The organism is Termitidicoccus mucosus (assembly GCF_038725785.1).
GTDB classification, from domain to species: domain Bacteria; phylum Verrucomicrobiota; class Verrucomicrobiia; order Opitutales; family Opitutaceae; genus Termitidicoccus; species Termitidicoccus mucosus.
Window position 1 is genome coordinate 270,888 of sequence record NZ_CP109796.1, and the last position, 24,878, is coordinate 295,765.

The following is a 24,878-nucleotide window of genomic DNA, read 5'->3' on the forward strand; positions in this document are numbered from 1 at the left end:
CCGTGTCGTCCGCTTCGGAGCAGACGCACGACACGGAGGTCGTCCCTCCATCTGGAAATGCGGCCACGGTATTTTTTGAAAGGCTCCGGCGATGTTCTGCTTCAGAGCTGCGCGAGGGCTTGCGCGAGGTCGGCCTCGATGTCCACGAAATCCTCCGTGCCGATGGAGAGGCGGATGAAGTCGGGGGAGACGCCGGCCGAGCCCAGCTCGGCTTCGTTGAGCTGGCTGTGCGTCGTGCTCGCGGGGTGGATGGCGAGCGAGCGGGCGTCGCCGATGTTGGCCACGTGCGAGAACATTTGCAGCGACTCGATGAGCTTGCGCCCGGCATCGTATCCGCCCTTCACGCCGAAGCCGATCAATCCGCCGTATCCGCCGGACAAATACTTCTTGGCGGCCCCGTGGTGCGGGCTTTCTTTCAGCCCGGGATAGTTGGTCCAGGCGACCTTGTCGTGGGCGGCGAGGTATTGGGCGGTCTTGAGCGCGTTGTCGCAGATGCGCGCCATGCGCAGGTGCAGGGTTTCGAGGCCCTGGAGCATGAGGAAGGAATTGAAGGGCGAGATGCAGCCGCCGGTATCGCGGAGGAGCTGGAGGCGCATTTTCATGGCGTAGGCGATGTTGGCGCCGCCGGCGGGCGCGAAGCTGCCGAACGCCTCCCAGTGCTTGAGGCCGTGGTAGCTCGGGTCGGGCTCGGTCATGCCGGGGAAGCGGCCGCTGGCCGACCAGTCGAAGTTGCCCCCGTCAACGACGATGCCGGCGATGGAGGTGCCGTGGCCGCCGATGTATTTCGTGGAGGAGTGGACGACGACGTTGACGCCCCATTCGAAGGGGCGGTTGAGGATGGGCGAGAGGCAGGTGTTGTCGATGATGACGGGGACGCCGGCCTCGCGCGCGATTTTGGAGACTTCCTCGAAGGGGAAGATGTTGAGCGCGGGATTGCCGAGGCCCTCGCCGTAGAAGGCCTTGGTGTTGGGGCGGAGCGCGCGGCGGAAGGAGTCGGGGTCGAGCGCATCGACGAAGGTGACGTCGATGCCGAGTTTCTTGAGCGTGTAGTGGAAGAGCGTGTAGGTGCCGCCGTAGAGCTGGGAGACGGAGACGATGTGGTCGCCGGCGCCGGCGACGTTGAGGATGGCGTTGGTGATGGCGGCCTGGCCCGAGGCGTGCGCGAGCGCGGCGGTGCCGCCTTCGAGCGCGGCGACGCGTTGCTCGAACACGTCGGTCGTCGGGTTCATGAGGCGGGTGTAGATGTTGCCGAGTTCGCGCAGGCCGAAGAGGTTCGCGGCGTGGGCGGTGTCGCGGAAACCGTAGCTGGTCGTCTGGTAGATCGGAACGGCGCGGGAGCCGGTGGTGGGGTCAACTTGCTGGCCCGCGTGGAGGGCTTTGGTGCCAAGACCTTTGTAGTGCATGGTGGGAGGGTGTGATGGGTTGCGGTGGGGGAGAGGACGGGGAAAGTGACAAGGGAGAAGTGACAAGTAACAAGTGGCAAGTAGCAAGAAGAGGGCGCTGCCGCGCCGGTGGGTCTTGTTACTTGCCGCTTGTTACTTGTCACTTCCTTCCCGGTCACTTCTCCTCGCCAAGTTGGTTTTTCATCGCCGCGAGGAGTTCCTCGTAGTCGTCGTAGGCGGGGAATTGCGGGAAGAGCGCGCGGACGTTTTGCGGGGAGTGGAAGAGGTAACCGGTGTCGGCTTCGCCGAGCATCGTGGTGTCGTTGAAGGAGTCGCCGGCGGAAATGACGCGGTAGTTGAGTTTCTTCAGCGCGGCGACGGTCGCCTGTTTGTGGTTGGGAAAGCGGATGGCGTAATCGGTGATGCGGTCGCTCTCCACGACGAGGCGGTGGCAGAGCAGGGTGGGCCAGGCGAGCTGGCGCATGAGCGGCTGGGCGAATTGCTCGAAGGTGTCGGAGAGCAGGATGACCTGGGCGCGGGCGCGGAGCTCGTCGAGAAAGGCCTTGGCGCCGGGGAGCGGGGCGAGGGTGTCGATTACCGCCTGGATGTCGGAGAGGCCGAGCTTGTGCCGGTCGAGGATGGCGAGCCGCTCGCGCATGAGCTTGTCATAGTCCGGCTCGTCGCGCGTGGTGCGGCGGAGTTCGGCGATGCCGGTTTTCTCGGCGACGGCGATCCAGATTTCGGGCACGAGCACGCCCTCCAGGTCCATGGTGATGATGGCTTGTTTTTTCACGCGGCGGGAAAGTGTTGGGAAATTTGCGAGGGTGTCGAGGCGCGATGCGCAGGCGATTTTGCTCGCAGGAGCGGTTCGAAGCGGAGGGGCGTATTCTTTCTCTTTCCTCTTTATCTTTATCTTTCTCTTTCTCCCATAAAAACGAGAGGACTGCGACTTCCGGAGGAGAAAGAGTAAAGATAAAGAGGAAAGAGAAAAAACTCCTCGCTCCCCTGTCGGGAGCGCCGGTTTTTCGACAAGGCCGCGGCCTTAGCGCCGCCGGTATTTGAGCGCTTTTTCGACTTCGCGCAGTTCGGCCCTCTTTTTGAGGTCGTCGCGTTTGTCGAAGAGCTTTTTGCCGGAGCAGAGCGCAACTTCGAGTTTCACGAGGCCGTCCTTGAAATACATGCGCAGCGGGATGAGCGCGCGTCCGCCGGCCTGGAGCGCCTGGGCGATCTTTCGGATTTCATGGCGGTGAAGCAGCAGCTTGCGGACGCTGCGGGCGTCGTGGTTGTAGATGTTGCCGAAGGCATATTCCTCGATGTGCGCGCCGTGGAGCCAGAGTTCGCCTTTCTCAAAGCGGCCGAAGGCGTCGTTGATTTGCGCGCGGCCGGCGCGGATGGACTTCACCTCGGTGCCCTTGAGGACGATCCCCGCCTCGAAACGCTCGTCCACGAAATAATCCCGCCCGGCCTTGGCGTTGCGGATTTCGGTGTAGCGTTTCTCGGATTTTTTCTTGGCGGCGGACATGGCCGGCGTGGTTGGAAGCGCGGGAGGGCGCAAAAAAGCGCGGCGCGCAAAAGGCGCTCCCTGCGTCAACCGGCGACGGGAGCGGGCGGCGGACAGGCCGCTTACTTGGAGGCGGTTTCGTAGCTGATCTTGCCCTCGATGATCTCGCGCAGCGCGATGTCCTCGGAGGAGAGTTTTTCCAGCGACTCGACCAAGGGACGGCTGCCGTGCTTGAGCTGCTTCACGCGACGGGACACGACGTTTACGAGCAAGTTGGCGTCGGGGATGACTTTGTGGGCTTCCTTCAGGTAGTCGTCTCTCATGGATATGGTGTGGTGTTTGTGAAAAGTGAAAAGGTGCTAGAGCATGGCGAAACGGTAAAATCGTCAAGGAGTTTCTCCGGCGGGAAAGGGCGGACGGGAGGCGGGCGGTTTGGAGCGGGTAGTGTCGGGCAGGCTCCCGTCTTCCTTCTGGCTCGGCAGCAAAACGATGGACGGGATGGTGATGAACAGGCCGGTGAGCAGCACCCAGGAAGCGGCGCGCTCGGCCGTGCCGTCGTGCAGCAGCGTGCCGGCGGCGAGCGCGGCGATGGTGAGGTTGGGGCAGAGGAGCAGGAAGGCGCGGCGGTCGCCGCCGATGGAAAACACAAAGCGGTGCAGCCCCCAGCGCAGCAACAAGACCATCGCCGCGGCGGCGAGCGCGCCGAGGCCGAGCTGCGAGAAGATGAGCTCGCGGGGGATTTGCAGGCCGAGCGCGAAGAAAAAGATCGGGATGAGGAAGCGGCGGCTGATGGGGGCGATGAAGTGCTCGAGCCGTTTGCCCTCGTGAGTGATGTGGCTGAGGAAGAGGCCGAGGAAAAAGGCGGTCTTGGTGGCGGACAGGCCGAGGCGCTGGCCGATGGCGCACACGACGAGCACGAGCAGCACGACAAGGTGCACGCGCCAGCGCGTGGTGCGTTTCAGGATGTGCTCGAACAGGGTTTTCAGGTGGCGCGAAAACCAGCCGATGAAGCCGACCACGACGGCGATGCCGGCAAGCTGCGCGACCAACACCCAGCGCACGCCGCTTTGGTAGAGCGTGGTCTCGACGGAGAGCAGCACGATGGAAAAGATTTCCAGCGCGAGCATCATCAGGAGAATTTGCCGGCGGCGGTCGTCGGCGAGGCCGGGGTAGTTTTTCCAGCCGGGATAACCCATGCCGACCGAGCAGCCGGTGAAGGCGGCGCAGGCGATGAAGCAGCCGACGGGCTTGAGCCCGGCGAGGTAATAGGCGAGCGCGAAAACGAGCGGATACTGGATCAGCGACCAGAGGAACGCGCGCGCCAGCGGACGCGCGAACACGCGCAGGCGCGGCAGCTCGATTTCGAGGCCGACTTCGAACAGGAGCAGCAAAAAACCGACATGGCCGGCCTCGATGAGCATGTTGCGCACGGAGGGTTCGGCGAGGGGCGCGAGGAGCAGGCCGGACACCACGAACACCGGATACGCCAGCGCGGGCCGGCCGAGGCTGCCGCAGAGATCGGGCACGCTCATGAAGAGCAGCAGGAGGCAGATGATGACTTCGATTTCGTTCATGCAAGGTGGGATGCCGGACGGGAAAGAGGATTTGAATGGATGAAAAGCAAGAGGGGAAACGCAAAAAGCGGGACTGGAAATGCGCGCTCCGGCGTGGAGAGACGAACCGTAAATCGTAACTGATGTTACGCGGATGGCAGGATTTTGTAGGGCCTGACCTTGTGTCAGGCCGCGCACACGTGAGGCCGTCCGCCCTGCGCGGCTCGACGCAAGGTCGAGCCCTGCAGGCCTCATTCGCCCGTGCGCAGGCGCGGCGCGATTCTCTCAATCTCGTCCAGCCATTCCGGAGGCGGTGCGCCCTTCGCGTCAAGATGCTTGGGGAACAAAAAACGCCGCGGCTCGGGACATGTCCAAAACGGCCACGGCTCCTCCATTGGCGCGAGGCCGGCCCGGTAGGGATTCATGAAAATATAAAACGCATAATGTTCCGCCGGCTCATCCGGGCGCAGGCGGTGCTCGAAGCCGTTTTCCTGCCAGCGCCAGCCTTGGCGTCCGCCCCCGCGCGCCAGTGTCTTGAATTTGGCCATGACCCGGCCGAGCGCGAGACGCCGACCCAGCCTGAACAGCAAGTGCGCATGGTCCGGCATGATGGTTGCCGCGAACAATTTCGCGTCGTCCCCGGTCATCGCGCCAAACGCATCGCGCAGGCACGGGATGTTCTCCTCTCGGAGTAGGACGGGCGCGCGCCGGTGGGTGCAAACGGTGAGAAAATAAACGGCCTCCGGGATAGAAATCCGTCCACGTCGGAGCCGTTCCGTTTTTCGCACGGGGCGCCTTGGGAGCGGAATGTCCATGGCGAAAACCGTGACGGACAAGCGGCGCACGGCAAGATAGGAAATGCCGCCGCCACTTCCGGCGCGACGCAAGGTCGCGCCCTACGGGGTGCTCTCGGCCTGACACGAGGTCAGGCCCCACGGGGCCGCTGTTTATTGGGAAATGGTATGATGCTACTGACTGGATGCCGCGGACGGGAGCGCGGCCACGGCTTGGGCAAGGTATTTGTAGAACACGTCGTAGAGCGGGCTTTCGGCGAGGGGCTGCTTGCTGCCCATGCCTTCACGCGAATTGAAGGCGTCCTGGCGGATGTCGGTAAAGAGGGTTTCCACGTTCGCGCCGCCTTCGAGGGCGGGGCTGATGCGGATGTTGATGGAAACCTGCCGCGGGGATTGCTGCGGCGTGCCGGAGCCGAGCATTTCGCTAATGGCCTCGATCCGGCCTTGCGCGGCCCCGCCGCCGGTTTGCTTGTAGCCCATTTGCCTCAAGGCGACAAGCGAGGCGTCGTAGGCCTGGCGCTGGTCGATGCCCGCGAAGGCCTGGGCGTGGTAGGTGGGGCTGATTTGCTGCTTGAGGTTGGTGACGTGGGAGCGGCAGCCGGCGGCGGCGGCGAGCGCGAGGAGCGCGAGAAAAAGAGAGAGTGGTTTCATGGTAATGCGGAGTGCGGATTGAAGTTGTCGCTTTGCCGGGAATGGATTGCGGAATGGGCGGATGCAAGCGTGGGTGGAGGGCATGGTTTGGTTCCGCATTCCGCGTCCCGTGTTCCGGGATTTTTCAGGCGGGTTGTTGCTGGGAGATGCAGTGAAGGGTGCCGAGTCCCCAGATGAGCTGATAGCAGTCGATGGGGATGATTTCGCGACCGGGGAAGCAGCTTCCGATGATGGCGCAGGCCTGGGCGTCGCGTTTTTTCTGGCGGAAGACGGGCACGAGCACGGCGCCGTTGATGATAAGAAAATTTGCATAGCTGGCGGGGACGCGCTGGCCCTTGAAGGCGAAGGGGCGCGGCATGGGAAGCTCCACGAGGTCGAAGGGTTTGCCCCCGGGCGCGCGCATGGCGCGGAGGCGGGCGGTGTTTTCTGCGAGGATGGCGTGGTTTTTGTCGCGTTTGTCCGGCTCGACGACGGTGATGAGGCCGTCGGGTTTGTAGAAGCGGGTGAGGTCGTCGATGTGGCCGTCGGTGTCGTCGCCAACGATGCCGTCGCCGAGCCAGAGGATGGTTTTCACGCCGAGGTAATCACGGAGATTTTGCTCGATCTGTTCGCGGGTGAGATGCGGGTTGCGGTTTTTGTTCAGCAGGCATTGCTCGCTGGTGAGGAGCAGGCCGGCGCCGTTGACGTCGATGGAGCCGCCTTCGAGCACCATGTCGTTTTCGAAACGGCGGAGGCGGAGTTTGCGGGCGACGAGGGGCGGAATGGTGTTGTCGAGGTCGTAGGGCGGGTATTTGCCGCCCCAGGCGTTGTGCACCCAGTCGGTGACGGCGACCTCGCCGGTGCGGTCGTTTTTGACAAAGATGGGGCCGTGGTCGCGGCACCAGGCGTCGTTGGTGGGATGGTCGTAGAAGGTGACGCGGGCGAAGTCGGCCCCGGCGCGCGCCAAGTCGGCGCAGGCGCGGGCGCAAAGGGTTTTGGCGCGGGGCTGGAGGGCGGCGGCGCAGTTGATGCGGACGCGCTGGAAGCGGCTGATTTGCGCGACGATGCCGGCGAACACGCCGGGGATGGGGCGGAATTGTCCGGGCCACGAGGCGCGTTTGTGAGGCCAGGAGAGCCAGATGGCGGCCTGGGGCTCCCATTCGGCGGGCATGCGGAAGCCTAGGGCGGCGGGAGATGCGGGAGTTTTTTTTCGGGAGGACACGGGAGAGTTTTTTTAACCGCGGATGAACACGGATGAACGCAGATTCAGGGCGTCCAACAAAATAACCAACGTAAAGACGCGAAAACACAAATGAAGTCTGTTTTGACACAGAGGACACAGCGCGCGACCCACAGAGGACACGGAGGCCAAGCCTGAAAAGGTCTCTTTTCTCTCTGTGCCCTCCGTGTCAGAGCTCTGTGGTCTCTGTGTCAAAGCAGACTTCCTCAAATTTTCTTTTTGATTCAGTCGATAAAGCGCCGCGTGAGGTTTTCGTAGGCGTCGATACGGCGGTCGCGGAGGAAGGGCCAGTGGGTGCGCGTCACATCGACTTTCGCGAGATCGAGAGGGACGAGCAGGACTTCCTCCTTGTCCACACTGGCTTTGGCCAGAATCTGGCCGCTCGTGCCGGCAACAAAGCTCTGGCCCCAGAATTCGAGGCCGTCGCCGCCGACGCCCGCGATGGTTTCGTGGCCGATGCGGTTGATGGAGGCGACGTAGCAGCCGTTGGCGACGGCATGCGAGCGCTGGATAGTTTCCCAAGCACCGTGCTGGTTGACGCCGTAATGGGCTTTTTCGGACGGGTGCCAGCCGATGGCGGTGGGATAGAAGAGGATTTCCGCGCCCTGCATGGCGGTCAGGCGCGCGGCCTCGGGATACCATTGGTCCCAGCAGACGAGGACGCCGACTTTTCCGAATTTCGTTTCCCAGGCGCGGAAGCCGGTGTCGCCGGGCGTGAAGTAGAATTTTTCGTAGAAGAGCGGGTCGTCCGGAATGTGCATTTTCCGGTAGGTGCCGAGGAGCGAGCCGTCGGCATCGATGATGGCAGCGGTGTTGTGATAGAGGCCGCTGGCGCGTTTTTCGAAGAGCGAGGCAATGATGACGACGCCGTGCCGCCGGGCGATTTTCTGGAAGGCCCGCGTGCTGGGGCCGGGGATGGGTTCGGCGAGCGCGAAGTGATCGTGATTCTCGCTCTGGCAGAAATATTGCGAGCGGAAGAGTTCCTGCGTGCAGATGATGTTTGCGCCCTTGCGGGCGGCCTGCCCGGCGAGGGCGAGCGTTTTTTTGAGATTGGCCGCGGGGTCGGCGGTGCAGGCGTGCTGGAGGAGTCCGAGTGTGACTTTGGCCATGGCGAAAAAGGGAAGAGTGAAGGGCGAACGGGGAAGAGTGAAAGCGGAAAATAAAAAAGCGAGCGCCGGGGGAGAGGGGAGGATAACTCAAAGCAGTGGTGCCATCGGGACGGTCCATGAGGACAAACCAAAGGTCCCCGGAGGAATATCGTGAAAAGTGTAATCTATTGGTATTTGGTTACAATTTTTACGGCGTCTGTTTCGCTGATGACATCATCTTGAGTCACGCCCTGCGCCGGGGCCGGCGTTCAGAGCGCCGGGTTGGCGGCAGGCGGCACGTAGGTTTTGCGCGCTTTGCGGATGCGCGGATGGTTTTTCCCCGCCCATTCGATGAGCGGGATGATTTTTACGAGCAGGGAGCGCCCGAGTGCGGTCAGGGTGTATTCGACTTTGGGCGGGATGGTCGGATACACTTGGCGCAGGACATAGCCGTCGCGCTCCAAGACGCGCAAGGTCTGGGCAAGCATGCGCGCGGAGATGTCGCCGATGGCGTGTTTCAGCCGCGTGAAGCGCAGCGTGCCGTTGGAGAGCGCGGCGAGCGTGAGCAGGCTCCAGCGATCGCCGATGCAGTCGAGCACGTCGCGCACGGGGCAGCGTTCGGCGTGAGCGTCGGTCTGGACGGGAGGGAGGGGAAATTTCATGCGCGGCGTGATGATGATCGGGCGGATGGTCTGGCTTGGAATCGGGACGGTTACCGGTGCGTAACCGGGTTACTCTCAGCGCCTCTCTTGCGGGAGGCGGGAGGATGCGGTATCACGGTATTGTTTCGTAACCAAGAATGAAACTGTAGCCGCAAATCAAAATATATCCGCCATGAGCACACCGACAAACTCCGCATCCATCACCATCGCCGTCACCGGCGCCACCGGCCAGCTTGGCCGCATCGTCATCGACCGCCTGCTGGCGATCCGGCCCGCGGCCTCGATTATCGCGGTCGTCCGCAACCCGGACAAAGCCGCGCCGCTCGCCGCGCGCGGCATCCAAGTCAGAGAGGCCGCTTACGATGACGCTCCCGCGCTCGACCGGGCGCTCGCGGGAGCCGGGCGGGTGCTGCTGATCGCATCCAACGAGATTGGCCGGCGGACCGCGCAGCATCGCAACGTCATTGCCGCCGCCGGGCGCCGGAAAGTGGAGCGGCTGGTTTTCACGAGTTTGCTGCATGCCGATATTTCCCCGTTGAGTCTGGCCGGCGAATATCGCGAGACGGAAGCCGCATTGAAAGAGTCGGGTATGCCGCATGTCATCCTGCGCAACGGCTGGTATGCCGAAAATCACACCGCCCTTGCGCCGGCGGCGCTGGCCAACGGAGTCTTGCATGGCAGCGCGGGCGACGGGCGCATCTCCTCGGCGAGCCGGGCCGATTTTGCGGAGGCGGCGGTCAAGGTGCTCACCGGAGACGTGCCCGTCTCCAGCGGGCAAATCTTTGAACTGGCGGGCGACGAGGCGCATACGCTGGCCGGGCTCGCCGCGGAGATTTCCCGGCAGACGGGAAAGAATATTCCCTACAAAAACCTGCCCGAGGCCGATTATCGCGCGATGCTTGTGAATGCCGGCCTGCCCGAGGCGCTGGCCGCAGGGTTCGCGAGCTGGGATGCAGATGCTTCCCGCGGCGCGTTATTCGATGACGGACGGCAATTGTCGCGATTGATCGGACGGGCAACGACGCCTCTTTCCGAATCGGTCGCGCAGGCATTGAAGAGCGTTTCGGCAACTTGAGTGCCGAATGCCGAAAAAAACGGGAAAATGACTCACAAAAAAACGCCGGAGCTTTCCGGCGTTTTTTGCATGGCAGGGTTTTGGGACGATCACCCGGTGCGCGGAAGCGTCCGCAGTACCGGAAAATCAGAATACCACCTTGTTCAGCGGATACTCGATGATGCCCTCGGCCCCCATGGACTTGAGCTGCGGAATGATTTCGCGGGCGATGCTTTCGTCGATGATGGTTTCGAGCGCGACCCACTCGGGCGAGGCGAGCGGCGAGACCGTCGGGTTGCGGAGCGCGGGAAGCGCTTTGAGCAGCGTGTCGAGCCCGGCTTTCGGGGCGTTGAGTTTGAGGCCGACCTTGCCGCCCGCCTCCAGGGCGCCGGTGAGCATGAGCGCGATGGTCTCGATTTTCTTGCGCTTGGCGGGATTGGCCCAGCTGGCCTTGTTGGCGATGAACTTGGTGTTGGTTTCGAGGAGCGTGTCCACGATGCGCAGCTTGTTGGCGCGCAGCGACGAGCCGGTTTCGGTGATGTCCACGATCGCGTCCACGAGATCGGGCACCTTCACCTCGGTCGCCCCCCAGGAGAACTCGACCGTCACGGGGATGTTCTTTTGGGCGAAATAGCGTTTCACGGTGCCGACCATCTCGGTGGCGATGCGCTTGCCGGCGAGGTCCTCGGGTTTTTGCACGGAGGATGCCTCGGGCACGCAGAGCACCCAGCGGGATTTTTGCGTGGAGGCCTTGCTGTAGATGAGATCGCAGACTTCGACGACATCGGACTCGTTTTCCTGGATCCAGTCGTATCCGGTCAGCCCGCAATCGAAAAAGCCATGCTCCACATAGCGGCTGACCTCCTGGGCGCGGATAAAGCGGCCGTCGAGTTCGGCGTCGTCGATGGACGGTTTGTAGGAACGCGAACTGGTGGTGATTTTCCAGCCGGCCTTGGCGAAAAGGGCCTTGGTGGATTCCTCGAGGCTGCCTTTGGGCAGGCCGAGCATGAGAAGCGGTGCGGTGGCTGACATAGATCCGTCAAATCATCCGCGAGTCATAAAGTCTTCAAGTTTTTTATGAAAATCAACATCCGCACGAAAACCTAAGGCTTGCAAAGCAATGATTATCATAATATCCGGAACCATATCTAATACCTGCGATTTTTTTACGCAATCAAATCGCAAGAAAGTTTTGACAAGTTTTAGTTTGTTTGTAAAAACATCGCACATTAAATCTATGCGCTCAGCACCTAAACCCCTAATCCTAATAGTCGAAGACGAGGAAGAACTCGCGAAGCTCATCGCCGCGCAGCTCGAAGAAGCGGGGATGCAAACGCAGGTCTACACGCGTTGCGCCCATGCCATGCGGTTCTTGAAGCGCAATTTCGCCAATCTTCTTCTGCTCGACATCAACCTGCCCGACCAATCGGGTTTCCAGCTTCTTGAGGAACTCAAGAAGAGCGACATCTCCATCCCGACGATTTTCCTTACCGGAAACACGCAGGAGATGAGCAAGGTCCGCGGGCTCGACATGGGTGGCGACGACTACATTACGAAGCCGTTCAGCTATCCGGAGTTGGTCGCGCGCATCAACGCGGTGCTTCGTCGCGCCGAGGCGTCCAGCGATCTGCATGTCACCAAGAACGCCAAGGTGAGCGACAACCCGTTTGAGTTCTGCGGTGCGAGAATCACGCCCATCCGGCTGGAAATCGAGTTCCCCAACGGCACGATCACAAAGTTGGGACGCAAGGAATTGGGCATCCTTTCGTATCTGAACCAGAATCGCGGCGTGGTCATCACCCGCAAGGCGCTCATCCACTCCGTCTGGGGCATTCATGCCGACGTGAAGAGCCGCTCGCTCGACCAATACATCGTGAAAGTGCGCGAACTTTTCCGCAACAACGGCTTGAGCCTCGACGCCTTCCGCACCGTGCACAGCATCGGCTACATCTTCGAGCCGGAGCCCTCGGGCCAGGAGACCGTGGCCGGAGACATCAATTCGGACCAGATTTGAGGAAAATCCAGGTCTATTTGTCACCGAATTCCAAACGGATGCCTTTCTGCGGCATCCGTTTTTTGTGCCCGGATCATGGCATGGCAGTGCGAGCGCCTGATGAGTTTTTGCACCCATTGGCGGTCGAAAATCAAGGAAAGCGTTAAAAGCACGCTTGCGCAAGGAGGGGCGGCGTCCCGCCGCCCGACACGCGGAACGCGTGCCCGTCGTGTCTCGATAAACCGCACGCAAACGGGCGAGGCTTCGCCTCGTCCGGCGGCGGGACGCCGCCGCTCCTTGCGCAAGCGTCTTCGCGGCGAAAAACAACCATCCAAAATAGCGACGAATCCGGATCAGAGCGCCGTTTCGCTTTCGGCATCGAAAAGATGCAGGCGCGACGGCTCCGCGACGACGTGCACGCTCTCGCCTGTTTTATGCGCGGCGGTTGGTTCGACACGCGCGACGAATGCAGTCGCCTGCGAGCGCAGGTAAAGATAAGTCTCGGCGCCCATCGGCTCGGCGATCTCCACTGTCGCGGAGATGGTGCGGCCGGGTTCCGGCGCGGACAGGAGACGCAGGTTTTCGGGACGGATGCCGAGCACGACGGCTTTGCCGCCATGGTCGCGCGCGCGGGTTTCGAGCGCGGGTGGCAGGGCGATGACGGCCGGCGCGGCGGGGGCGTCTTCGACAAATTCGATCCGCCCGCCCGCGTCCCGGAGTTTGCCCCGGAAGAAATTCATCGGGGGCGAGCCGATGAACCCGGCGACAAAGAGATTCGCGGGATGGTCGTAGAGCGCGAGCGGCTCGGCGACTTGCATGATGCGCCCGTCCTTCATCACGCAGATGCGGTCGCCCATCGTCATCGCCTCGGTCTGGTCATGCGTCACGTAGATCATCGTCGCGCCGAGGCGGTCGTGCAGGCGCGAGATTTCCGTGCGGGTGGAGACGCGCATCTTGGCATCGAGGTTGGACAGCGGCTCGTCGAAGAGAAACACCTTCGGCTTGCGGACGATGGCGCGGCCCACCGCGACGCGCTGGCGCTGGCCGCCGGAGAGGGCCTTGGGGCGGCGGTCGAGATAGGCGTCGAGCCCGAGCATGGCGGCGGCCTCGCGCACGCGCGCGTCGATCTCGGCCTTGGGCATCTTGCGCAGTTTCAGGCCGAAGGCCATGTTGTCGTAAACGCTCATGTGCGGGTAGAGCGCGTAGTTCTGAAAAACCATCGCGATGTCGCGGTCCTTAGGGAGCACGTCGTTCACGACGCGTCCGTCGATGGAAATGGCGCCGCCGGTGATGTCCTCAAGCCCCGCGACCATGCGCAGCGTGGTGGACTTGCCGCAGCCGGACGGGCCGACGAGCACCATGAACTCGCGGTCCTCGACGATGAGGTTGATGGAATCCACCGCGCGCACGGCCTCGCCGTTTTTGTCGGGGTAGTCCTTGATGAGATTTTCGATGACGACCTTGGCCATGACGGGGAGGCGGATGGATATTATATACTATTCAAAACGAATCGCCACCCAGCACAGGCGCCGAAGACGACAACCTCAACCGAAAACGTCCGGGGCGCGCGCCTGCGCTACTTCGCGGCGGCCACGAAGACCACATACATGTTTGCCTGCGCGGGCGCGCCGGCCTCGGTGTTCGCGCCGGCTGTCAGGCTGCCGCCGTCAGGCATGCGGCGGACGAAAAGGGTCATCGGCTTTCCGAGCACGGCAATCTTGTCCGGCGTCTGTTCGAACTGGTCTGCCAACCACGGCGGGCGCGGGAGGCGGTCGTCGTGGGCGATGATGACGACGGCGCCCGTGCCCACCGCGAGTTCCACGAGATCGACGGCATTGTAGAGCGCGTCGCTGTTGCAGGCTTTTATCCAGTCGGCGCCGCGCAGAATCGCGGGCAGTTCACCGAACGGCGAGTCGGTGTCCGCGTAGGCGTTTTTCCCCGGTTGCGCGTCGGTGTCGAGGTGCGTGATTTGCGAGCCCGGCGCGGAATAGGAAAATGTCTTGGTGAAGCGTCCCGCCATTTTTTCATCGGCCGAGGCAGTCCTTACCAGCGGCGGCTGCGGCCTGGCGAGCGCGGGAACGGCCTGCCAGTCGGGCGCTGAAACAGGGAGCACGGCCTCCGGCTGAAAACGCTCGACGGAAGGCGACGCGGCGAAAACAGGGGATGGCGGCGGCATGGATTCAAACTCTATTCCGGCGCTTCTGAGCCCGTCGGCCCGGGCGCGAAGGACGCCCCGGCCCGGTTCCAGCGTGGCGCGCAGGGCCACGCGGTTGATGCCGGCTTCGAGGTCGAGATGGGTGTGGTTGATGCTGCCGGGTCTACCGCTGTTGTAACCGCCGCGCCAGACGGCCGGACCTTCCAAGGCGAAATCAACCCGGCCCTGCCACGTGGGGCAACGGTTGCCGTCGGCGTCGATGGCCTCGACATCGACGAGGGCGACGTCCGCGCCATCGGCGGACAACAAAACGCTTTTGGCCGGGAGACCGTCATACGTCTTTTTTTCAGGCCGGCCGGTGAGCGGCGAAGTCATGCGCAGCGCGACCGCCGGTCCCGCGGTGCGCAGGGTGTGCGCGGCGATTTCCTTTCCGCCGCGCCAGGCGCGGGCGGTGAGGCTGCCGGGGGAAAATGCGACGCTGGGAAACGTGAAGAGGTAGCGCATTTCCGGCTTTGCGCGCCCGAGAGATTTTCCGTTGAGGAGGAGTTCGACCTCGTCGGCGTTGGACGCGACATGGATAGTCTTTTTCACGCCCGCCGGATAGGCCCAGTGACCGATGATGTGGACCTGCGGATCGGAGCGCCACATCGCGGCACAGACGAACCAGGCTTCCTTGGGCAGCCGCGCGCCGTCCACCTCGCCGCTGGCGCGCGCGACCTCGGTTTCGACCCGGCCGCCGCTGGTCGAATCGGAAAAGATCCAGTTCGCCCCGCCGGCGTGCGCGGGTGAGCCGAGTTTTTTCACGTAGTGCGCGATCTGGTTGACGGCGAATTGCTCGGAGTTGAGGCGGTAGGTCTGCACCTTGCCGGGCACGGCGGCGTAGCCGAAAGTCGGGGGTGAAAAATCGTCCCACACGCGGCGCGGCGCTTCCTCGCGGTTGTATTCGCCCTCGACCACCGGCAGGCGCGCGATTTCGCGTCCGCCCTCGGTGCCGATGCCGATGTCCATGAACGCGGCGGTGATTTCGTCGGCCCGCCGGTGCGCATAGACGCGCCCGCCGTGCGGGTCGTAGTTGTCCATGTGCGCGCGCAACTCGGCGGCGTGCCCGCGCGAGACCTTCTGGTTGCCGCCCTCCCAGATGAGGATGGAGGGGTGGTTGCGAAAATAGATGATGACGTCGCGAAAGGCGGCGGAGCGCAGTTCCCAGGCCGCGCCGGAAGTGTCCATCTCGCCGTCCACGCCGGGCTGGAGCGTGACGATGCCGAAGCGGTCGGCGGCGACGATGGAGGCGGGGCCCGCGGCGGCATGACCCCAGCGGACGAAGTTGCCGCCGGCGTCGAGCATGAGGCGCAGGGTGTAGGCATGCAGCCGGTCGGGCTGCGCCGCGCCGAGGCCGGGCCATTCATCGGTGGGTTTCTGGCCCCAGCCGTGAAGCTTGACGTGCGAGCCGTTGATGAAAAAACCGGCCTGCGGGTCCCATCGCACGGTGCGAATCCCGAGCGGAACCTCGGTGCGGTCGACCGTCCGGCCGTCAACGGAGAGTGAGCAGACGACGCGGTAGAGATGCGGGTAGCCGGGCTGCCAGAGCAGAGGGCGGATGATGTCGCTGGAAAGCGTGACCTTGCCCGAGGCACCGGGCGCGATGTCCCGCGCGGCCTCGGCGGCCAGCACCTTGTTGCGCGAGGCGTCGAAAATCTCGACTCGCACTACGGCGTGCTGCGCGCTGGCGCGGTCGTTGCGAAAGGGCACGTCGATGCCGACACGGGCGCGCGCGGCGCTGATTTCGGTGGCGTAGGCATAAGGCCCCTCGGTTTGCAGGAAACTGTGGAGCGGAAGCGTGATGTGCAGCGGATCGGTGACATGCAGAAAAACATTCCGATAGATGCCGCCGTGCGCGGGATGCCAGTGCGGATTGTTCCAGGGAATCTGGCCGGCTTGCAAATCCTCAAGGCGGGCGGGCATGTCGCGCTCCATTCTCACGAGCATGTCGTGCAGTGAGCCCGCGCGATCTTGGCCGGGTGCGAGTTTCGCCCCGGGATCGGGATCGACCATGAAGCGGTTGTCCGTCATGACCGCGAGGACGTTGGGCGAGCCGTCGGTTTTGAGGTGCGGGGTGAGATCGAAACCGAAGGGGGTGAAACCGCTTTTGGCCGTGCCGAGTTTTTCGCCGTTGAGCCAGACCTCGGCGACCTGCCGCGCGGCTTCGAACTCGATGAAAACCTTTTTGCCGCGCCACGGGGCGGGAACGGCGAATGTTTTCCGATACCACGCGCGGCCGCTCCATTGTTCGCCCTCGCCACGATGCCCGGGGGGCGACCAGTTGTCGAACGTGTCGGTGTCGTTGAACGTGTGCGGCGTCGAAACGACGCTCCAGCCCGAGTCGTCAAACGAGGGAGCCTGGGCGCCGTCCGGGTCGGAGCGCGTGAAACGCCAGGCGCGGTTGAAGTCAAGTGTCTCGCGCGCCATGACGGCGGCGGCGATGAAAACGCAGCAAATGGCGGACAAGACGCGCAAAAACGACTGGCGAAACGGAGAAAGGCGGGGACCGGGCATGATGGGATCGGTATGCGCCGGCAGCCTTGTTCGCAATCCGGCGGCGGACGAGCCCTGCTCTGCTTTTGTTGTTAAGCAAGGCTGCTGGATTTTCCGTTCCCGATCGGGCAAATCCAAAATCGAAAATCCAGCTTTGCGTTGCGCCGGGGGCGAAGGGCGCGTAATGGGACACGGCATGATGATTTATCTGTGCATCGGACTGGGCGGGGCGCTCGGCAGCATGGCGCGTTTCGCGATGGCGGGCGCGGTGGACCGCTGGACGGGCGCGGCGTTTCCCTGGGGCACGCTGTTGGTGAATGTGACGGGCTGTTTCGTCATCGGATTTTTCGCCACGCTCACCTCGACGGGCGGACGCTGGCCGGTGGGCGCGCTGGGGCGGCAGGGCTTTATGACCGGCGTGCTCGGCGGGTTCACGACCTTCTCGGCGTTCAGCCTGCAAACACTGGAACTCGCGCAGGCCGGGCGCTGGCTGTCCGCCGGCGGCTACGCCGGCGCGTCGCTGGCGATGTGCCTGGTCGCGGTCTGGCTCGGCCATGCGGCGGCGGTGACGGTGAATGCGGCGGGCGGCGCGTGATGCCGTTTGTCAGTCATTTATAGACGTATCAAGGTAGGGCGAGGCGTCCCCGCCGAGCCGTTGGTCGCCTGCGGCTCGGCGGGGACGCCTCGCCCTACCTAAAATATGCCATATCATCGCGAGTTGAACAGCTCGGCGATGATGTCCTCCAGCGGAACGTCCTCGATGGTGATGTCCACGACGGGGCCGGCGGAGAGGATTTCCTGCGAGACGCTCACGACCGCGTCGGCGGGCACGGTGAGCGTCACGCGCCCTTCGTCGTCCCGCAGGGCGGCGCCGTGGGCGGAGGCCCAGTGCTCGGGAAAACGGCCGGGCTGCGGGATGAATTTTATGATTTTGCGGCGCGCGCCCTGGCGCGATTCGAGGCGGTCAAGTTCGCCGTCGTAGATCTTTGTCCCCTTGTGGATCACGATGACGCGTTCGCAGAGTTCTTGGATGTCCGCCATGTAGTGGCTGGTGAGCAGGATGGTGACGCGGTGGCGGCGGTTGTAGTCGCGCAGGAACTGGCGCACGGCCTTTTGCGAGACCACGTCGAGGCCGATGGTCGGCTCGTCGAGAAACAGGACGCGCGGTCGGTGCAGGAGCGCGGCGATGAGCTCCATCTTCATGCGCTCGCCGAGGGAAAGCTCGCGTACCATCACGTTGAGCTTCGGGCCGACGCCGAGCAGTTCGACCAGTTCGTCGAGCGTGGCTTTGTAGTCGGCGGCGGGCAGGTTGTAGATGTGGCGCAGGAGCAGGAACGACTCCTGCGCGGGCAGATCCCACCAGAGCTGGTTTTTCTGGCCGAGGACGAGCGCGAAGATGCGGCGGTAGGCGTTTTCGCGGCGCGTGGGGTCGAACCCGGCCACGCGCGCGCTGCCGCCGGTCGGATAGATGAGCCCGGCGAGCATCTTGAGCGTGGTGGTCTTGCCCGCGCCGTTGGGGCCGAGAAAACCGACGAACTCGCCCTCGGCAATGTCGAACGAAACCTCCTTCGCCGCCGCGATTTCCTCGAAGTCGCGTTTGAACAGGCCGTAGAGCCCGCCCAGGAAACCGGGGCGTTTTTTATAGGTGCGGAAGACGCGGGTGAGATTGCGGACTTCGATCATGGAGAGGCTGGGTGATGCGGCAGCGCGGTAGGGCCTGACCTTGCGTCAGGCCGCGCGGCGGAATGAGAGCGACAAAGGCAAGCGTGCCGATGCCATCTGGTAATTCGCGGCCCGACGCAAGGTCGGGCCCTACGCACGATCGAGCGGTCTGGGAATGCGTTCACGATGCGCATCGAGTTGCCAAAAACTCCGCCGCCTTGGCCCAGGCGCGACCGCGGTGGCTGAGTCGGTTTTTGACCGCGTCGCCGAGTTCGGAAAGGGTCTGGTGGTGGCCGTCGGGAATGAAAACCGGATCGTAGCCGAAGCCGCCCGCGCCGCGCGGTTCGCGGGCGAGGCGCCCGTGGCAGCGTCCCTCGAAGGCGTGCTCGGCGCCATCCGGCGCGATGAGGAGGAGCACGCATACGAAATGCGCGCCGCGTGCGCCGTCGGGAACGTCGCGCGTGGCGGCGACGAGCTTGGCGAGGTTGGCCGCGCCGTCGCCCTGCGGGCCGGCGTAATAGGCCGATTCGACGCCGGGGTCGCCGCCGAGCGCGTCAACGCACAGGCCGCTGTCGTCGGCCATCACCCAGGCGCCGGTCGAATGCGGAATGCGGAATGCGGAGTGCGGAATGCCGGCGGCGGCGTCGATTTTCTCGCGCAGGGCGCGGGCCTTTTTGCGGGCGTTGCCGGTGAAGGTACCCGTGTCCTCCTCCACCTGCGGCATGCCGCCGATGGTCTTGGCGGAGAGAATTTCGAGCGGAAGGCCGGAGGCGTCGGCAAGCGACTGGAATTCCTGCGCCTTGTGCGTGTTACCGGAGGCTAAAAACAGTTTCATCGAAGTGGATTTTTTCCGGGTAAACGACTCGTCCGCGCATGAGCTGGTCGTCACCGAACGAGGCGTGGCGCACGTCGGCCAGGCGCAGCGACTGGTCGAGACGCTCGGTGCGCAGGCCGGTGTAAACGGGCTTGGCGCGCTCGTCGGCGAAGAGCAGCGGCGCGCGGTAAACGAAAAGGTAGTCGAGCTGGCGCTCCTGCAAAAACTCGCTCACGAGCTGGCTGCCGCCCTCGAGATAGACGCCGGTGATTTTTTCCTCGGCGCATTTTTGCCGGAACGCAGCGATCGGCACGCGCTGCGTGGGCGAGTCGAGGCACCAGACTTGCACGCCCTGGTCGCGGAGCTTGCGCACGTAGCCGAGGCCGCCGTGCGGCGTGGTGACGACGATGGTGCGCTCGCGAAACTCGTCCGTGTAGAGGCGCGGCAGCGAGCGGTCGGTCATCGAGCGCAGCAGGCCGTCGAACACGAAGCGCAGCGGGCACCATTCCTCCTCGCCCTCGATGCGCGCGGTGAGGCGCGGGTTGTCCTTCGCGAGGGTGCCGGCGCCGATGGCGATGGACGGAAACAAGCGCCGCCAGCGCATCACGTCGGCGCGCGCGGGCTCGCCGGTGATCCAGCGTGACTCGCCGGTGCGCGTGGCGATCTTGGCGTCGAGCGTGATGGCGGATTTCGCGGCGACGAGCGGCGCGCGCGCGGTCACCCAATGGTTGAACAACAGATTCAGGTCCGCGCACTCGGCCTCGAGCACGCCGCTGACGACTTCGATGCCCGCGTCGCGCAGAATCTGAAAGCCGCGCCCCGCGTGCTCGGCAAACGGATCGGTCGCGCCGGCGACCACGCGCGCGATGCCGGCCTCGCGGATGGCGTCGGTGCAGGCGCCGGTGCGGCCGTGCGTGGAGCAGGGCTCAAGCGTGACATACAGCGTGGCGCCGGGCTTGGGCTTGCGGCCGAGCGCGGCGAGGGCGACGCGCTCGGCATGCGGGCCGCCGTCCTGCGCATGCCAGCCTTCGGCGACAATGGCGTCGTCCTCGACGATGAGGGCCCCGACCATGGGATTGGGATGGGTGGTCCCCCAGCCGCGACGCGCGAGTTCCAAGGCGCGGCGCATGTGACGCTCGTGCCGGGCGAGTTGCGAGGTGTCAATCGGGGAGCGGGTGTGACCGGTGCTCATATAAAAATCGTCCTTACCAAAACATCTTTCCTCTTTATTCTTTCTCTTTCCTCTTTCTCCACCGAGGCCGTTCGCCCCGCGAAGAAAGAGGAAAGAGAAAGAATAAAGAGGAAAGAAAGGGAACCGCTTTTATTCGCGCACATACGGATTGGTTTTCTTTTCCTCGCCGACGGTGGTGTCGTCGCCGTGGCCGGGAAACACGCGGGTGTCGTCGGGCAGCGTGTAGATTTGCGTGCGGATGGAGTGGTCGAGTTCGCGCATGCTTCCGCCGGGCAGGTCGGTGCGCCCGATGCTGCCGGCAAAGAGCGCGTCGCCCACGGCGGCCATTTTTTGCGCGGGGAACCAGAACAGGATGTTGCCCGGGCAATGTCCCGGCACATGACGCACCTCGACCTGCTCGCCGAGCGCCTCGAAGCGGTCGCCCTGCGCCATCCATGCGTCCACCTTCACCGGCTCGATTTCCATGCCGCGCGGCAGCAGCGCGCCCATCACCCCGGGCGTTTCGATGAGCGGCTGGTCGGCGCGGTGCGCGCGGACTTTCGCGCCGGTGCGCCGCACGACCTCGGCCGCGCCCTGCGTGTGGTCCCAATGCCCGTGCGTGATCCAAAGCTCGGCGAGCCGGCATTTTTGCTCATCGAGGACGGGAGCGATGGCATCCCACACGTTTTCGGGCGCATCGACCAGAACCGCCTCGCCGCGTTCCGGTGCGGAGAGCAGGTAGCCGTGAGTATAGGCCGGGCCGCCGGTGAAGACATGAATCTGCATGACCTTCACTGCACACCGTAACCGCGCCGCCAATCAACGCAAAATCCTGTTTCCGATGAAAAAGACCGGCCATCAACGGCTTCAGCGGGCCTTTGTGCTTTCCATCCCGGCCCAGTCGCGGGGGCGCAGAAAATCCGTGTGCAAGCGCGCCTCGGGGGAGCCGGGTTCGGGATGCCAGTCGTAGTCCCAGCGGACGAGCGGCGGGAGGCTCATCAGGATGGATTCGGTGCGTCCGCCGCTTTGCAGGCCGAAGGCGGTGCCGCGGTCCCATACGAGGTTGAACTCGGCGTATCGGCCGCGCCGATACAACTGGAAACGCCTTTCGCGTTCCGTGTGCGGCGTGTGTTTCCGGCGCGCGACGATGGGCGGGTAGGCCGAGAGCCAGGCGTCGCCCACGGCGCGCAGCAGGGCAAAGGAGCGCTCCGCGCCGAGTTCGTTGAAGTCGTCGAAAAACACCCCGCCGATGCCGCGCGGCTCGCCGCGGTGTTTTAGAAAAAAATACTCGTCGCAGGCCTTTTTGAAACGGGGGTAGAGCGCCTCGCCGAACGGCGCGAGCGCGTCGCGCGCGGCGCGGTGCCACGCGATGGCATCCTCCTCGTAGCCATAGCAAGGCGTGAGGTCGAAACCGCCGCCGAACCACCAGGCCGCCGGTGCGGCGGCCTCCCCGGTGTCTGGCCCGGCGCGGAAGAAACGGACGTTGGCGTGGCTGATGGGCACATGCGGATTGCGCGGGTGGATGACGATGGAGACACCGAGCGCCTCCCACGGCAGGCCGGCGAGCGCGGGGCGTTGCGCGGTGGCCGAGGCAGGCAGGCGGTCGCCGCGCACATGAGAGAAAGCCACGCCTGCCTTTTCAAAGACCGGACCGTCGGCAAGCACGCGCGTGTCGCCGCCGCCGGTGGCAGGATCGGGGCGTGTCCACGCATCGGTGGAAAAGCGGGCCGAACCATCCCCGGCCTCAAGCGCGGCGCAAACGCGGGCCTGGAAATCGAGCAGCCATGCGCGCACGGACGCGACGCCGGGCGCGGCGGCGGATTGGCCGCCCGGCGCGGACGAGGGATTTTCAGTCAATTGGCTCAAAGCGCGGATGTTTTGGCAAAATGCGGAATCGCGCGCAATGGCGCACCATCAAGCGGTTGCAACAAAACAGATTTTTCACCCCCGCTTAGGTTTGACCAAGGCGCGGCGGAATCTACTTTGGACGGCTGATCCTCTGCGGTGTTCGAGGTGCTTTCCAATAACCGCTCTTTGCCTTTGATACATTACGGGAGTCGAAACCGTCGCGGAAGCTGTCAGGCCGTAAACCGGAAGACAAACGCTGCGGGGGAGGCGCCCACCTTAACATAAAAAGGACCAGAGCCTTTGGGCGCACGGCACAGGCGGAGGATCAACTTTTCATTTTCTATTTGCGAGTCATCGTCCGGGGCGTGTTGACCGCGGGCCGATTTTCCGGACGCTTGGCTCCACCGAAATCACATGAGCTACGAATTCTACAAGGTTTTCCATATCATCATGGGCATGGTTTTGCTCGGCTACACGTTTTACGCGTTTGCCGCGCCGCCGGAGACGAGGAAGCGGGTGATGATGATCACGGGCATCGCGTCGCTGCTCATCCTCGTGAGCGGCGTGGGCATCATGCACAAGGTCGGCTACACTTTCGGGATGAAATGGATTTGGGTGAAAATCGCCGTGTGGCTGGTGCTCTCGGCAATGGCCGGGCTGGCGTATCGCAAGCGGGAAATCGCGGGACCGTTGCGGCTCGCGGTGATCGTGCTCGCGGGCGTGTCGGTTTACATGGCGATCTACAAGCCGTTTTAAGGCTCGCTGCGCTTGCTACCGAACGAAGCGACAGTCTGACAATCCCAAATCACAAAAAACCCGAGATCCGAAAATTCAAATCTCCAAGGGAGACGCGCGAAGCGCGGGTGTCCTTTGGAATTTGGGATTTTGTGATTTGGGATTTGCGAGCGCAGCGAGCCGTCGTAGCGTCATAAGTTCATAACTTATGAACGTTCCATTTCTGGATCTCTCGCTTCAACACAAGGCCATCCGCGAGCAGGTGCTCGCGGCGCTGGCGGCCACTTATGATGGCACGCGCTTTTGTCTCGGGCGCGACGTGGAGGAGTTTGAGAAAAACTTCGCCGCCGCGCTCGGCTATCCGCGCGCGCTGGGCATGAACAGCGGCACGTCGCCGCTGCATGTGGCGTCGGTGTGCGCCGGGGTCGGGCCGGGGGACGAGGTGATTGTGCCGACGTTCACGTTCATCTCGTCGGCCTGGGGCGTGAGCTACACGGGGGCGGCGCCGCGCTTCGTGGATATCCAGGAGGACACGTTCAACCTCGATCCGGACAAGATCGAGGCGGCGATCACGCCGCGGACAAAGGGCATCGTCGCGGTGCATCTGTTCGGGCAGCCGGCGCGCATGGACGAGATCATGGCGGTCGCGCGCAAGCACGGGTTGTTCGTGGTGGAGGATTGCGCGCAGGCCGCCGGGGCGCGCTACAAGGGCACGCCGGTCGGCATCATCGGCGACGCGGGGACGTTCAGCTTTTATCCGACCAAAAACCTCGGCGGATGCGGCGAGGGCGGCGCGTTCGTGTCGCGGCGCGAGGAGGTGTTCGAGAAAGCCCGGCTGCTGCGGGTGCACGGCTCGTCGCGGCGGTATTATCACGACATTGTGGGCTTTAATTTCCGCATGGACGGGTTTCAGGCGGCGGCGCTCAACGTGAAGCTGCCGCTGCTCGCGGCGTGGACGGCGCGGCGCCAGGAGATCGCGGCGCGCTACCGGGCGGAAATAAAACTGGCCGACGCGCTGCTGCCGGCGACGGTCGATTACGGCGCGTGCGTGTGGCACCAGTTCACGCTGCGTCATCCGCGGCGCGATGCGTTGCGCGAGCATCTGGCCAAGCGCGGCGTGGGCACGGACCTGATTTATCCGGTGCCGCTGCACTTGCAGGACTGCTTCGCGCATCTCGGACAAAAGGCGGGCTCCCTGCCCGTGGCGGAAAAGGCCTGCGCGACCTGCCTGAGCCTGCCGATTTTCCCTGAACTGACCGACGCGCAGGTCGCGCACGTGATCGCGTCGGTGAACGAGTTTTGATGAAATTACGATTTACGAGTTACGATTTACGATTGATGGAGCTGCCGCTCCAACTTGCCTTCGGCGCGGCAGCGCCCAATCGTAAATCGTAATTCGTAAATCGCAAATTCCCCCATGATCGGAAACATCCAGCTCAAGGTTTGCGGGCTCACTTCGGCGGCCGATGCGCGGGCGGCGGCGCGGGCGGGGGCGGATTATCTGGGGTTCATCCTGTGGCCGAAGTCGCCGCGGTTTCTTGCGCTGGAGGCATGGAAAAAACTCGCGCCGGATTTGCCGGCCGGGCCGAAGCGCGTGGCGGTGATGGTGGAGCCGGGCGTCGCGGAACTGTCGTCGGCGGTGGCGGCGGGGTTTGATTTCGTGCAGATTCACTTTTCCCACACGGTGCCGCTGGCGGTGGCGGCGGAGTGGTCGGAATTTACTGGGCGCAGTCGCCTGTGGCTCGCGCCGAAACTGCCGCCTGAGATGGATGTGGCCGCCGCGTGGCTGCCGCTGGCGGACACCTTTTTGCTGGATACGTTTCACGCGGGCGGCTTCGGCGGCTCGGGCAGGACGGGCGACTGGGCGAAGTTTGCGCGGCATCGGGCCGCGCATTCCGAAAAAACATGGATACTCGCGGGCGGGCTGACTCCTGAGAATGTCGCCGCCGCGCTCGCGGCGAGTGGCGCGCGTTTCGTGGACGTGAACAGCGGAGTGGAATCGTCGCCGGGGGTGAAGAATGCGGAAAAATTGTCGAGGTTCGCGAAAAATGTGGGTGCGTAAAA

The 24,878-nt window shown here is 63.8% G+C and carries 24 protein-coding genes and 1 other RNA gene; 7 read left to right on the forward strand and 18 right to left on the reverse strand.

Going from position 1 to position 24,878, the window contains the following annotated elements; all coding sequences use genetic code 11:
• Positions 1 to 101: 101 nt before the first annotated feature.
• From OH491_RS00940 to OH491_RS00985, 10 genes are all read right to left on the reverse strand, one after another.
• Entirely contained in the window at positions 102 to 1,403 is a 1,302-nt protein-coding gene (locus OH491_RS00940; protein ID WP_342750814.1) for an O-acetylhomoserine aminocarboxypropyltransferase/cysteine synthase family protein, read from the reverse strand.
• Positions 1,404 to 1,557: 154 nt separating this feature from the next.
• Positions 1,558 to 2,175 carry a bifunctional phosphoserine phosphatase/homoserine phosphotransferase ThrH gene (gene thrH, locus OH491_RS00945; protein WP_334319712.1) on the reverse strand — a complete coding sequence of 206 codons (618 nt, stop codon included), beginning with the start codon at positions 2,173 to 2,175 and terminating at the stop codon, positions 1,558 to 1,560.
• 249 nt (positions 2,176 to 2,424) lie between these two features.
• Positions 2,425 to 2,904, reverse strand: coding sequence for an SsrA-binding protein SmpB (gene smpB, locus OH491_RS00950; protein WP_068772913.1), 480 nt, complete (start codon positions 2,902 to 2,904; stop codon positions 2,425 to 2,427).
• Positions 2,905 to 3,005: 101 nt separating this feature from the next.
• On the reverse strand, positions 3,006 to 3,206 hold the full coding sequence (locus OH491_RS00955) for a DNA-directed RNA polymerase subunit omega (RefSeq protein ID WP_068772912.1): 201 nt from the start codon (positions 3,204 to 3,206) through the stop codon (positions 3,006 to 3,008).
• A gap of 63 nt (positions 3,207 to 3,269) precedes the next feature.
• Positions 3,270 to 4,457, reverse strand: coding sequence for a cation:proton antiporter (locus OH491_RS00960; protein WP_068772911.1), 1,188 nt, complete (start codon positions 4,455 to 4,457; stop codon positions 3,270 to 3,272).
• A 230-nt stretch (positions 4,458 to 4,687) separates the two neighbouring features.
• The gene (locus tag OH491_RS00965; protein ID WP_145929105.1) at positions 4,688 to 5,251 is read right to left on the reverse strand and encodes an REP-associated tyrosine transposase; all 564 of its coding nucleotides are present in this window, start codon (positions 5,249 to 5,251) and stop codon (positions 4,688 to 4,690) included.
• A 153-nt stretch (positions 5,252 to 5,404) separates the two neighbouring features.
• Positions 5,405 to 5,881, reverse strand: coding sequence for a hypothetical protein (locus tag OH491_RS00970; RefSeq protein WP_068772909.1), 477 nt, complete (start codon positions 5,879 to 5,881; stop codon positions 5,405 to 5,407).
• A 124-nt stretch (positions 5,882 to 6,005) separates the two neighbouring features.
• Positions 6,006 to 7,031 carry an agmatine deiminase family protein gene (locus tag OH491_RS00975; RefSeq protein ID WP_068772908.1) on the reverse strand — a complete coding sequence of 342 codons (1,026 nt, stop codon included), beginning with the start codon at positions 7,029 to 7,031 and terminating at the stop codon, positions 6,006 to 6,008.
• A 293-nt stretch (positions 7,032 to 7,324) separates the two neighbouring features.
• Entirely contained in the window at positions 7,325 to 8,209 is an 885-nt protein-coding gene (locus tag OH491_RS00980) for a carbon-nitrogen hydrolase (protein ID WP_068772907.1), read from the reverse strand.
• A gap of 248 nt (positions 8,210 to 8,457) precedes the next feature.
• Positions 8,458 to 8,850 carry a winged helix-turn-helix transcriptional regulator gene (locus tag OH491_RS00985; RefSeq protein ID WP_068772906.1) on the reverse strand — a complete coding sequence of 131 codons (393 nt, stop codon included), beginning with the start codon at positions 8,848 to 8,850 and terminating at the stop codon, positions 8,458 to 8,460.
• A 172-nt stretch (positions 8,851 to 9,022) separates the two neighbouring features.
• Here OH491_RS00985 and OH491_RS00990 point away from each other — a divergent pair, with 172 nt between their 5' ends.
• Positions 9,023 to 9,925, forward strand: a complete 903-nt coding sequence (locus tag OH491_RS00990) for an SDR family oxidoreductase (protein ID WP_068772905.1) — start codon at positions 9,023 to 9,025, stop codon at positions 9,923 to 9,925.
• Between the two features lie 126 nt (positions 9,926 to 10,051).
• Here OH491_RS00990 and hisG read toward each other — a convergent pair whose 3' ends face one another.
• Positions 10,052 to 10,936 (reverse strand): ATP phosphoribosyltransferase, encoded by an 885-nt coding sequence (hisG, locus tag OH491_RS00995; RefSeq protein ID WP_068772904.1) that lies wholly within the window; start codon positions 10,934 to 10,936, stop codon positions 10,052 to 10,054.
• Positions 10,937 to 11,141: 205 nt separating this feature from the next.
• On the opposite strand from hisG, the gene OH491_RS01000 reads away from it, so the two are divergent.
• On the forward strand, positions 11,142 to 11,918 hold the full coding sequence (locus tag OH491_RS01000; RefSeq protein ID WP_068772903.1) for a response regulator transcription factor: 777 nt from the start codon (positions 11,142 to 11,144) through the stop codon (positions 11,916 to 11,918).
• A gap of 332 nt (positions 11,919 to 12,250) precedes the next feature.
• Here OH491_RS01000 and OH491_RS01005 read toward each other — a convergent pair whose 3' ends face one another.
• Together OH491_RS01005 and OH491_RS01010 are read right to left on the reverse strand one after the other, a co-directional pair.
• Positions 12,251 to 13,366 (reverse strand): ABC transporter ATP-binding protein, encoded by a 1,116-nt coding sequence (locus OH491_RS01005; RefSeq protein WP_068772902.1) that lies wholly within the window; start codon positions 13,364 to 13,366, stop codon positions 12,251 to 12,253.
• Between the two features lie 107 nt (positions 13,367 to 13,473).
• Positions 13,474 to 16,605 carry a glycoside hydrolase family 2 protein gene (locus OH491_RS01010; RefSeq protein ID WP_334319710.1) on the reverse strand — a complete coding sequence of 1,044 codons (3,132 nt, stop codon included), beginning with the start codon at positions 16,603 to 16,605 and terminating at the stop codon, positions 13,474 to 13,476.
• Positions 16,606 to 16,783: 178 nt separating this feature from the next.
• Between OH491_RS01010 and crcB the strand changes: the two genes are divergently transcribed.
• The gene (gene crcB, locus OH491_RS01015; protein WP_068773030.1) at positions 16,784 to 17,179 is read left to right on the forward strand and encodes a fluoride efflux transporter CrcB; all 396 of its coding nucleotides are present in this window, start codon (positions 16,784 to 16,786) and stop codon (positions 17,177 to 17,179) included.
• 113 nt (positions 17,180 to 17,292) lie between these two features.
• Here the strand turns inward: crcB and OH491_RS01020 are convergent, their stop codons facing one another.
• The 5 genes from OH491_RS01020 to hemF all read right to left on the reverse strand — a co-directional run bounded on the left by OH491_RS01020 (position 17,293) and on the right by hemF (position 22,088).
• Positions 17,293 to 18,267, reverse strand: coding sequence for an ABC transporter ATP-binding protein (locus OH491_RS01020; protein ID WP_342750815.1), 975 nt, complete (start codon positions 18,265 to 18,267; stop codon positions 17,293 to 17,295).
• Between the two features lie 160 nt (positions 18,268 to 18,427).
• Complete coding sequence (locus tag OH491_RS01025; protein WP_068772900.1) at positions 18,428 to 19,081, reverse strand: non-canonical purine NTP pyrophosphatase; 654 nt, start codon at positions 19,079 to 19,081, stop codon at positions 18,428 to 18,430.
• Positions 19,056 to 20,252, reverse strand: a complete 1,197-nt coding sequence (ribD, locus tag OH491_RS01030; protein ID WP_068772899.1) for a bifunctional diaminohydroxyphosphoribosylaminopyrimidine deaminase/5-amino-6-(5-phosphoribosylamino)uracil reductase RibD — start codon at positions 20,250 to 20,252, stop codon at positions 19,056 to 19,058. The genes OH491_RS01025 and ribD overlap by 26 nt, the downstream gene beginning before the upstream one ends.
• Before the next feature lie 129 nt (positions 20,253 to 20,381).
• Complete coding sequence (locus OH491_RS01035; RefSeq protein ID WP_068773029.1) at positions 20,382 to 21,017, reverse strand: MBL fold metallo-hydrolase; 636 nt, start codon at positions 21,015 to 21,017, stop codon at positions 20,382 to 20,384.
• A gap of 81 nt (positions 21,018 to 21,098) precedes the next feature.
• The gene (gene hemF / locus OH491_RS01040) at positions 21,099 to 22,088 is read right to left on the reverse strand and encodes an oxygen-dependent coproporphyrinogen oxidase (protein WP_068772898.1); all 990 of its coding nucleotides are present in this window, start codon (positions 22,086 to 22,088) and stop codon (positions 21,099 to 21,101) included.
• Positions 22,089 to 22,224: 136 nt separating this feature from the next.
• Here hemF and ssrS point away from each other — a divergent pair.
• The 4 genes from ssrS (at position 22,225) to OH491_RS01060 (ending at position 24,876) form a co-directional block, all read left to right on the forward strand.
• Positions 22,225 to 22,407: non-coding RNA, 6S RNA (gene ssrS / locus OH491_RS01045), on the forward strand.
• Between the two features lie 86 nt (positions 22,408 to 22,493).
• Entirely contained in the window at positions 22,494 to 22,835 is a 342-nt protein-coding gene (locus OH491_RS01050; RefSeq protein ID WP_068772897.1) for a hypothetical protein, read from the forward strand.
• A 187-nt stretch (positions 22,836 to 23,022) separates the two neighbouring features.
• Complete coding sequence (locus OH491_RS01055) at positions 23,023 to 24,117, forward strand: DegT/DnrJ/EryC1/StrS family aminotransferase (RefSeq protein ID WP_068772896.1); 1,095 nt, start codon at positions 23,023 to 23,025, stop codon at positions 24,115 to 24,117.
• A gap of 114 nt (positions 24,118 to 24,231) precedes the next feature.
• Positions 24,232 to 24,876 (forward strand): phosphoribosylanthranilate isomerase, encoded by a 645-nt coding sequence (locus OH491_RS01060; protein ID WP_068772895.1) that lies wholly within the window; start codon positions 24,232 to 24,234, stop codon positions 24,874 to 24,876.
• The last annotated feature ends 2 nt before the right edge of the window (positions 24,877 to 24,878 follow it).